This is a genomic window from Sphingobacterium sp. UBA7249, assembly GCF_002472835.1.
Classification (GTDB): Bacteria; Bacteroidota; Bacteroidia; order Sphingobacteriales; family Sphingobacteriaceae; genus Sphingobacterium; species Sphingobacterium prati.
Window position 1 is genome coordinate 14,280 of sequence record NZ_DKST01000028.1, and the last position, 10,699, is coordinate 24,978.

9 protein-coding genes are annotated in these 10,699 nt (G+C 40.2%); 8 read left to right on the forward strand and 1 reads right to left on the reverse strand.

Annotated features, from left to right (window positions below; genetic code table 11):
* Positions 1-222: 222 nt before the first annotated feature.
* A complete protein-coding gene (locus B4A24_RS19600; protein ID WP_293946670.1) occupies positions 223-1,980 on the forward strand; it encodes a DUF885 domain-containing protein in 1,758 nt (585 codons plus the stop codon).
* A gap of 105 nt (positions 1,981-2,085) precedes the next feature.
* On the opposite strand, the gene B4A24_RS19605 is transcribed toward B4A24_RS19600, so the two are convergent.
* Positions 2,086-3,054 carry a GlxA family transcriptional regulator gene (locus tag B4A24_RS19605; protein WP_293946671.1) on the reverse strand — a complete coding sequence of 323 codons (969 nt, stop codon included), beginning with the start codon at positions 3,052-3,054 and terminating at the stop codon, positions 2,086-2,088.
* Positions 3,055-3,248: 194 nt separating this feature from the next.
* Here B4A24_RS19605 and B4A24_RS19610 point away from each other — a divergent pair, with 194 nt between their 5' ends.
* The 7 genes from B4A24_RS19610 (at position 3,249) to B4A24_RS19640 (ending at position 10,443) form a co-directional block, all read left to right on the forward strand.
* Positions 3,249-3,614 (forward strand): SRPBCC domain-containing protein, encoded by a 366-nt coding sequence (locus B4A24_RS19610; RefSeq protein WP_293946672.1) that lies wholly within the window; start codon positions 3,249-3,251, stop codon positions 3,612-3,614.
* A gap of 21 nt (positions 3,615-3,635) precedes the next feature.
* The gene (locus B4A24_RS19615; protein WP_293946673.1) at positions 3,636-4,055 is read left to right on the forward strand and encodes a DoxX family protein; all 420 of its coding nucleotides are present in this window, start codon (positions 3,636-3,638) and stop codon (positions 4,053-4,055) included.
* A gap of 85 nt (positions 4,056-4,140) precedes the next feature.
* Entirely contained in the window at positions 4,141-4,590 is a 450-nt protein-coding gene (locus B4A24_RS19620; RefSeq protein ID WP_293946674.1) for an SRPBCC family protein, read from the forward strand.
* A 121-nt stretch (positions 4,591-4,711) separates the two neighbouring features.
* Positions 4,712-4,996, forward strand: coding sequence for a hypothetical protein (locus B4A24_RS19625; RefSeq protein ID WP_293946675.1), 285 nt, complete (start codon positions 4,712-4,714; stop codon positions 4,994-4,996).
* Between the two features lie 226 nt (positions 4,997-5,222).
* Positions 5,223-5,735 carry a GNAT family N-acetyltransferase gene (locus tag B4A24_RS19630; RefSeq protein ID WP_293946676.1) on the forward strand — a complete coding sequence of 171 codons (513 nt, stop codon included), beginning with the start codon at positions 5,223-5,225 and terminating at the stop codon, positions 5,733-5,735.
* Positions 5,736-5,921: 186 nt separating this feature from the next.
* Complete coding sequence (locus B4A24_RS19635; RefSeq protein WP_288812772.1) at positions 5,922-6,806, forward strand: ABC transporter ATP-binding protein; 885 nt, start codon at positions 5,922-5,924, stop codon at positions 6,804-6,806.
* Entirely contained in the window at positions 6,799-10,443 is a 3,645-nt protein-coding gene (locus tag B4A24_RS19640; RefSeq protein ID WP_293946677.1) for a M1 family aminopeptidase, read from the forward strand. Before B4A24_RS19635 ends, B4A24_RS19640 begins: the two co-directional genes overlap by 8 nt.
* The last annotated feature ends 256 nt before the right edge of the window (positions 10,444-10,699 follow it).

Genomic DNA, 10,699 nt, shown 5'->3' on the forward strand with positions numbered 1-10,699 from the left:
AAAATTCTAATAATTTATGAGATCTTCAAAATCTATCCTGAAGGCGACTATAACCTTTGCAGCTTGAAAAAGGCGATGGTGCTGCTAGATACATCTCTTTGTTGGTGGGTAGTGGGATATCTTGTTATCAATCGAAACAATACTGTCATGTTTAATTGTAAAATCCTTGAGGTGATTGGTCAACAATCAACAACAATCGCTATTTTTAATCAAATTACTCCAATGAAACTGATAATATATACGTTCACTATCCTGAGTTTTGGAATACTGGTATCCTGTGGATCGGGGTCCAATACCAAAAAAAAACTTGCGGATACCAGCTCCAATGCGAATTTTAAAGCTTATGAAGATCGATTCATCGAGCAGCTCTGGAAAGAAAATCCAGAATGGGCTACACAGGTAGGTTTTCATCGATATGATTCGCTGTTAACGATACCCGATGCAAAAAGCAGAACACTACGTTTGGAATTTTCGAAACAACAGCTCGATCAGCTGAAAAGTTTTGACTTGAAGGATCTGAATCTCTCGCAACAGACAGATTATCATTTGATCCAGAATTATCTGGAATCCAATGTATGGTCAATCGAAAAGGAAAAGGCTTACGAATGGAACCCTTCTGCTTATAATGTAAGCGGAACCATCGCCTTTATGCTGGCAGAGAACTATGCTCCACTACACGACCGCCTTCATGCTATTGAACAGCGTATGGCGAAAATTCCGGCCTATTATGAAGCCGCGAAAGGACAGATCAAGAATCCAGCTTTAGTACTGACAGATCTAGCCATACAGCAAAATTTGGGCGGATTATCTGTATTTGAAACGGATCTGCGGGATTCTTTAAAAAAATCTAGTCTTCCAGCAGCTGAAAAAGCAGCTATTCAAGCGAAAGCCGATCAGGCTGTAAAGGCAATCAATGGATTTGTCACATTTTTAAAAACGAATCCGAATCCATCACCGCGAAGTTTTAGGTTGGGTCAGGAGTTATACGATCAAAAGTTTAAGTTTGACATCCAGTCGGGAGCTACCGCGGCAGAGATTTACGATGCGGCTGTGGCACGTAAGCATTATTTACATGCCGAAATGTATAAAATCAGTAAGGAACTATGGCCAACGTATTTTGGAAAAACGGTACAGCCCACAGATAGTTTGGTGCTGATCCGCAAGATGATCGATACCTTGTCAGTCAACCACGTCAAAGCAGAAGATTTTCAGTCTGCTATTGAAGCGCAGATACCAAAATTGGTGGAATTTGTGAAAAAGAAGGATCTCCTATACATAGACGATAGCAAACCTTTGGTTGTGCGGAAAGAACCTGCCTACATGGCTGGTGTGGCCGGAGCCTCTATTAGCGCTCCAGGTCCCTATGATAAAGGAGGGAACACATACTACAATGTTGGTAGTCTTGCTGGATGGACCAAAGAAGCTGCAGAAAGTTATTTGCGGGAATACAATCACTATATTTTGCAGATTTTGAATATTCACGAGGCGATTCCTGGGCATTATACGCAACTGGTGTATGCCAATCAATCGCCTAGCTTAATCAAGAGTGTTTTAGGCAACGGCGCGATGATCGAGGGCTGGGCGGTATATACCGAACAGATGATGTTGGAAAATGGTTATGGCGACAATGCGCCTGAAATGTGGCTAATGTGGTATAAATGGCATCTGCGTACTGTATGTAATGCGATATTGGATTATAGTGTACATGTGAAGAATATGAGTGAGCAGGATGCCATGCACCTGCTAGTCAACGAAGCGTTTCAACAACAGGCAGAAGCTGCTGGAAAGTGGAAAAGAGTATCGGTTAGCAGTGTGCAGCTCACATCCTATTTTACGGGATATAAAGAAATCTATGATTTAAGAGAAGCTGTTAAAAAGGAGGAGGGTGCTCAATTTAAACTGAAAGCCTTTAATGAGAAATTTTTAAGTTTTGGCAACTCCCCCGTAAAGTATATACGGGAAATGATGTTGAATAATTAAGTATAAAGCGCACTCAGCAGCAGCAAGCCACACGACAATTGTGTGGCTTGTTGTTTTTTGTTCCTATGTCATGGCGTTATTTTTTTGCTGTTAAATTTTCCTCTCCTAGGCGACTTTAGCAAATTTATTCCGATACTCTATGGGGGTAAGGCCTGTTATTTTTTTGAAGATATCCCGAAAGGCTTTGGTGTCTGTGTAGCCGACATCATACATCACCTGGGAGACGTTTTTCCTTGACGCCTCAAAGAATTTCTTGGCGGCCTCTATCCGCACACGCTGGATATATTCTACCGGTGTATTGTTTGTCGCTTCTTTAAACCTACGTTCGAAAGTTCTGCGGCCAATGTTTACAAAATTAGCAAGGTCCTCAACAGTAATTCTTTCCTCATATTTCAGTTCGATGTAATCCTGTGCTTTCTGGATATCCACATCATCGTGATTTCGCTGTCCGCGGAATATGGCAAATTGAGACTGACTGTCCCGACTGATATCCAGTGCAAAATATTTTGCGATCATAATAGCCGTTTCACGGTCAGAAAACTTCTCGACCAGATACAGAATCAGATTCCAAAGGCTGCTGGCACCACCACTGCTGTAAATATTATCGTTTTCGGTAATAACGGCGCCATCTTCGATTTCTATTTCGGGGTATTTTTCCTTGAATTCACTGATATAAGCCCAATGGGTCGAGCATTTTTTTCCATTTAACAGCCCTGTTTCTGCCAGAAGAAAAGCTCCTACGCATAAGCTGGCCAAACGGGTACCTTTTAAGTGAAGTTTTCTAAAATAGGGTATTGCTTCGGCATTGTCCCTTATACCAGCGTCTATATCACCAAAAGTAGGGGGTATGATCAGTAAATCGGTACGTTCAACATCTTGCAGCAAACGGTTCGTTTTTATGGTGTACTCGCCGTTATTGGCCGGTACATATTCACTAAGACCTACATACTCAACATTGAATATCGGTTTTTTTCCAAAAGCCGACAGAAATTCATTGGCCGTATGAAAGGTTCTAAATGCTGGCGTAATGCCTTCGATAGTACCGTATTGGGGAACAAAAACAGAGATTTGCATATCTTTTTGGTTTATGTGATAAAGGTACAAATTGTTTTTGTCGTAATCCACCCCTAAAGTTGTCGGTTTTACAATACGCCGGCCTTTAAAATCCTTTGCATCTTTGCTATATCATTATAGACAAAGAAAAAGAAATCATGGAAAGACAAACAAAAATCAAGGTGGAAGCCACAATCAATGCACCAGTATAGAAAGTGTGGCAGCAATGGAACGCACCTGCAGATATCATGCAATGGAATACTGCAGATCCAAGCTGGCATTGTCCGAGCAGTCAAAACGACTTGCGTGTGAATGGCACTTTTAAAAATCGCATGGAAGCGAAGGATGGTAGTTTTGGGTTTAATTTTGAAGGAACTTACGATAAGGTTGAGTTGCATCGGAAAATCGCTTATACCATGTCAGATGGTCGCACAGTAAGCACGCTTTTTTCTGAAGTAGATGGAAAGACAATCATGAGCACTACGTTCGACGCAGAACAAATGAATGATCCTGAATTACAGCAACAAGGCTGGCAGTCAATCCTTAATAATTTTGTAAAACATGTTGAATCAACGAATTAATCACCTTAAAATATCAACATCATGAAAAAGAAAAAAATTATCTTCTGGATAGCGACGATATTTATTGTTATCTGGGAAGGCGCTATGCCACTGGGCACATTACTATTTGCGCCGCAATACGTGAATGCAGGAACCAAACCTTTAGGTTACCCGGATTATTTTGCTTATACCCTTATTATCTGTAAAGTGCTCGGAGTCATTGCCATTGCCATTCCGCAGTTTCCGGCTAAATTAAAAGAATGGGCTTATGCAGGATTTACATTCAGTTTGCTGTTTGCCTTTATCAGTCATGCCTGCGTGGATAAAAATATAACCTATATGTTATTGCCTCTTATTGTACTGGGTATCCTGATGTTATCTTATGTTTATCGGTCAAAGATAGTTGGTACAAGTCGTGCCGCACAGCAGAATGCATATACAGGCGCATCTGCGGTATCCTAATCATCGGAAGGGATAGGTTATTGAAAATTATTAGAAAGAACAAAAAGGTCGTATTATCTATTTACATTATAAACAATCAAACGAGATGAAAACAAATCGTGTTTCTTTACATCGGGTTATTCAGGCAAGTTCTGAAAAAATCTTCCGTGCATTCGCGGATCCAGTAGCACATGCCACTTGGTTACCTCCTTATGGTTTTGTCTGTACTGTACAGCAAATGGATTTTAAAGTAGGCGGTCAATTCAAGATGACGTTTATTAATTTTGGTACGGGTAATGGTCATTCCTTTGGTGGTGAATATTTGGAAATTACACCCAATGAATTTATCAAGTATGTTGACCGTTTTGATGATCCCAACCTGCCAGGGGAAATGACGACAACAGTTTCACTGCGTGCAGTCAGCTGCGGTACTGAACTTAAGATAGAGCAAACAGGTATTCCTGAAATTATCCCCCCTGAAATGTGTTACCTGGGATGGCAGGAATCGTTAGAAAAAATGAAAAAGCTTGTAGAACCCGTAATACCAGACGCATAATTAATTTGTTTAGGATATGGAGCGGTTAAAAAGCGGGGTTTTTATCACTTTTTCAGGGAATTGTAGAGCGGCACTTACGTTTTATCAGTCGTGTTTTGGCGGGAGGTTACATTTTGACAAGATGGATAGAAAGATAGAAGGGTATTCAGAGTTACCTATTGTAAGTGCCGCTCTTACTTCTCCCAGTGTGGTCATCTATGGTTCGGACTTGGTGCATGATGATGGACGAAGAATCGGAAATTATCTTTCCGTATTTTTGTCATGTATGGATGTGATGGACCGTGGCAGGCTTGTGGCCAAGCTGGCAGCCAGTGATGGTCAATCTGTATTGGGTAATAATGAGACAGATCCATTGGTGGAAGTGGTTGATATTTTCGACGTCAGGTGGATATTGGGGATTCAATAAAGTATGTCTCGCTGTAGGGGATCTATGTCCAATACATCGATTTTCAGATCAGTAGAATTCTTGGTGGCTCCTTCAATTACAACAATGTGACCTCTATTGCGAGATGTTATGGTCTAGAAACTGGTACCATAGGATAAACTCGATCTGTACCCATTACAATTCGTATTCGACATCTAGCTTTGTGTGTACTTTAAACTCAGTTTATTGGCGATACTTTAGTAATACTATGGAACTACAAATAACAAATAGCACACTTAACGATATTGATTCGATTTTTACGTTTTATAGGATTGCGACTGAATTTCAAAAAGCAAAATCCATGGTGTATTGGCCTGAATTTGACCGCAAACTTATTGAGCAGGAACTGGAAGAGCGTAGGCAATGGAAAATGGTTGTGGATCAGTGTATTGGCTGCGTCTGGGCGACAACTTTCGACGATCCCGATATCTGGGAAGAGAGGAATGAAGACCCAGCAGTGTATATTCATCGCATTGCCACTAATCCCCATTTCAGAGGCAAGAATCTCGTTCAATATATTGTGAATTGGGCGATTGAATATGCTATTGCAAACAATAAGGATTTTGTCCGTTTGGATACAGTAGGGGAAAACAAAGGACTTATTGAACACTATACCAAATGCGGTTTTGATTTTTTGGGATTAAAGAAGCTCTGCAATACTGCCGATCTACCGGCACATTACCATAATGCTACAGTAAGTCTATTTGAGATAAGGGTTTGAAGGGTTAATAAGGAAATCTGATTAATTTTTTTTAGTTGTTGGCATTGCTCCACAATAACTGTTTTTATTTCGGGATTCATTGAAAAAATGGGTCACTCTACCTAATTTCTTACGAACTTTTGTTATATTGTTGTAACAAATTGTCGTTTCGTTATACTAACGAATTATTAACAGTTAAACTTATTTATGAATTTATCAATAGAAAGCCTCAGTAAAACCTATCCTAATGGTGTAAAAGCCCTAGACGAAGTAAATTTGGAAATAAAACCTGGTATGTTTGGTCTCCTCGGCCCAAATGGAGCTGGGAAATCCTCCCTGATGCGCACCATAGCAACCCTTCAGAAGCCTGATCATGGCCGTATTACCTTTGGCGACATTGATGTGCTCGGGAAGCAGATGGAGTTGCGAAAAGTTTTAGGTTACCTACCACAGGAATTTGGTGTTTATCCGAATCTTTCTGCGACGGATTTGTTGCAATATTTTGCAAAACTCAAAGGGATTAAAACCAGTGCTGACCGACAGGCTATCATCAAGCGCGTACTTGAGGTAACCAATCTTTGGGATGTACGTAATAAAAGTGTCAGCGGCTATTCGGGTGGGATGAAACAACGCTTTGGTATTGCGCAGTTATTATTGAATGACCCAAAATTGATTATTGTTGATGAGCCCACAGCTGGACTGGACCCGGCTGAAAGACATCGTTTCTTAAACGTATTGCGAGAGATCGGTACCAATCATACCGTTATTTTCTCCACACATATTGTGGATGATGTACGTGAGCTATGCCATGAACTGGCCATTCTCAATGGGGGTAAAATATTGTTGCGTGGCACCCCCAAGGAAACGATAGAACAATTGGAGGGCAAAATCTGGGTGCGTATTATTAGCCGGGATCAATTGGATGAATATACTCAGAAGTATAATGTCATTTCTACGAATTATAATCAAGACAATACGCTTAATATTCGAGTTTATAGTCATGAGCGGCCAGATGAGTCCTTTGTAAATGCGCAAGGCCAACTGGAAGATGTCTATTTTGTCGCATTAAAAAACGACCAGCGCCATGTTTAGTCCAATTTTTAATTTTGAGTTTACGCGTTGGTTTAAGAGCGCTGCCATTTATATCTACATGGCTTTATTCTTTGTGCTGGCTTTGTTCATCATGCTTTCGTCTTTGGGGATATTTGATGGTGTCACGGCGACCACTTCATCCAACACCATTAGAAATTCGCCTTGGGCTATTAACGAGATGATCAATGGGATGTCTTCCATTATTTATTTCTTAATACCCTCTATAGTGGGCGCCTGTGTTTATCGGGATTTTCAGTATAATGTACACACTATTCTTTTTAGTTATCCCTTTACCAAAACCGATTATCTATTGGGTAAGTTTTTTGGATCAATAGCTGTTGTACTCATCATCGTATTGTCCTCCACTTTAGGTATAGTTGTCGCGCAGTTTATCCCTGGGATCAACCCAGATTTATTGGGACCAGTACATGTTTCAGCCTACTTTCAGACCTATCTCATTCAGGTTATTCCCAACCTGGTTATTCTTAGCGCGATTATTTTCGTCTTAGTCACTTTTACGCGCAATGTCTATGTAGGTGTTGTTGCGGTGCTGGTACTAATTATATTACAGATACTTGTTCAAAACCTGACTACAGATGCCGATAACCGTTATCTAGGCGCACTGATAGATCCTTTTGGTGATAGTGCGATTTCGTACTATACGCAATATTGGTCTCCCGAAGAAAAGAACACAAACAATCTACCTTTTCTCGGAGCGATTATCTATAACCGACTGATATGGCTCGCTGTAGCGGCATTGTTTATTGGTGGGTTTTACATGCTATTTTCTTTCTCACAGGATTCCATTTCGGTAAAAACGGGTAAGAAAGGAAAACGATTGACAAAAAATAACTTTGATAGCGTTTTTCGCCTCAATCTACCAAAAGTAAGTTACGATTTTTCAATCAACCATTACTTAAAGACGACTTGGACACTGGCTCGCTATGACTATCGTTATATTGTTAAGAATCCAGTATTTTTGATTCTGACTTTGGTAGGTGTAATATTTATCCTCTTGATGGCGAGTACTATTGGTGCAATTTTCGGCACCTCGACTTATCCCGTTACCTGGAAAATGCTGATGATACCCGGGACAACCTTTAAATTCTTTTTGTTGATCTTAACCTTTCTCTTTACCGGTTTATTGGTTCACCGTGGTAGCATCACACGTATGGGAGGATTATTGGATGCAACACCAGTCCCGAATTGGACGCTCATGGGGTCCAAAATCATCGCGATCATTATGATGCAGCTTACCCTACTTGCTGTCGTCATGCTCACCTGTATGGCATTTCAGGTCTATCATCAGTATTATAATTTCGAAATAGGGCAGTACTTCATGCACTTAATGGTGTATGGTATGTTGGCCAATATAGTTTGGCTTTTTGTGGCCATGTTTGTGCATACACTCTTTAAGAATTATCTGGCTGGTTTTTTTATTCTATTAACTTTATTTATCGGATTGCCATTTTTGTCTTTGGTAGGTGTGGAGCAGGCCATTTATCAGTTTAACCAGGGGCCTGGTCTTGATTATTCCGACATGGATGGTTTTGGCTATATCTTACCTTTTTTGACCTATAGAACATATTGGTTACTGTTCGCGGTGTTCTTTCTTACGATAGCGCTTTTGTTATGGCGTAGAGGTGGATTCTCAGGAGCGAAGGAACGTTGGGCCATATTAAAAACAAACCTGAGCCCTAGCAGTATAACTGTACTTATCGTGAGTTTTATCGGTTTTGTGGGAATTGGGGCTGGTATATATTATGAGAACCACATCAAAAACCCATATTATACAAGCCTTGATCATGAAAAACAATCCGTGGAATGGGAAAAGAAATATAAAAAATATCAATTTCGGCCCCAACCCAGGGTTGTCGATATCAAGTTCAATATGGATATCTACCCCTCTGCACGCAGTTTTAAAGCACAGGCTTCTTATGTATTAAAGAATAAAACTGCAGTCGCAATAGATTCCATTTTTGTTAATTATAATGATTATGACTATACCTTTTCGTTCAATGTCCCTCATAAGCTGATTTCTGTCGATGATATTTACAATTTCAATATCTACAAACTTGACAAGCCAATGGCGCCGGGAGATTCCATCGTCTTAAATTTTAGTACAGTCAGTCCAGCCAACACTTGGGTGAATGAGAAATCTCCCGTGAAAGGCAATGGAACATTTATCAACAATATGCAGTTTCCAAATATTGGTTATATAGATCGGGGCGAACTGGTGGATAATGATATTCGCAAGAAATATGGATTGCCGTATCGAGACCGTATGGCCTCACCTACTGATTCCAATGCAAGGAAAAATAACTACATTTCAAATGATGCGGACTGGATTCGGTTTGCGGCAACTGTGAGTACAGATGGCGATCAGTTGGCCATCGCTCCGGGATATTTGACGAAGCAATGGGAGAAAGGTGGAAGGAAATATTACCAATATAAAATGGACTCGGCTATTCTGAATTTCTTTGCTTTTAATTCGGCTCGGTATGAAATAAAAAAAGATCGATGGAATGGTGTCAATTTGGAAATCTACTACCACAAAGGACATACCTACAATCTCGATCGGATGATGGCGTCAAGCAAGGCTTCTCTAGCCTATTATACCAAAGAATATAGTCCGTATCAGCACCGACAACTTCGTATTGTGGAATTTCCTCGAACAGCAGGAACTTTCGCACAGTCTTTTGCCAATACGATTCCTTTTTCCGAAGCCATAGGTTTTATAGCGGATGTGGATGAGAAAGAAGATGATGCGGTGGATTATCCATATGCTGTCACAGCACACGAAATAGCACACCAGTGGTGGGCACATCAAGTTGTGGGTGCCAATGCTCAAGGAGCCACATTGATGTCTGAAAGTATGTCTGAGTATTCCTCCTTAAAAGTACTGGAAAAAAGATATGGAAAAGGACAGATGCGTAAGTTTCTCAAAGAAGCACTGGATGGCTATCTGACAGGAAGAAGTGCAGAAAAATTAGGTGAGCGGCCATTGATGTACAACGAAAACCAAATGTATATCCATTATCAAAAGGGTTCGTTGGTGTTATATGCCCTGAGCGATTATCTGGGAGAGCAGGTTTTCAATCAAACAGCAAAAGCCTATCTGGAGAAGACAGCCTTCCAAAACCCACCTTATACAACATCCTTGGAATTTGTGGATTACATTCGAGCGGCCACACCCGATTCATTGCGCTATCTGATCAAAGACATGTTCGAAACAATCACCCTGTACAATAATAAAGTGGAGAAGGTGAGCACTAAAAAGTTAAAAAATGGAAAATATCAGGTCGATATTCAATTTGAAGTTGCCAAGTATCGCGTGGATGCCAATGGAAAAAAGAGTTATAATGATCAAGGGGATAAACCGCTATTATTTAAAAAATCGGATCAGGTGACATTGAAATCTTTGCCTCTGAAAGATTATATCGAGGTTGGGGTTTTTTCAAAATCCACAGATAAGAACAATGGCAAGCCCCATGAGCTTTATCTGAAAAAGCATCGCATTGATCAGATCAACAATAAACTCACGTTGGTTGTTGATCAAAAACCTATTCAGGTTGGCATAGACCCCTATAATAAACTGATTGATATCGATTCTGATGATAACCGAAAGGAAATATAAAGAAAGTCCATCACAAAAAAATCCTCATCATCCGACGAGGATTTTTTTGTGCTCCCACCAGGGATCAAAAGATTGTGAGTCTTTTCGTAGGTACCTCATTCCTGAAGCAAAAACGTTGTTTCTGGTTTGCTAAGGCAATTTATTGATTTTTTTACTTATCAAAATCTAGCTCCGTTATACTATCGTTACAAAATCTGCGGTAAAAACAATAAAATTCAATAGCTATTGATATCAAAACGCGATTGAAATTTGAAAA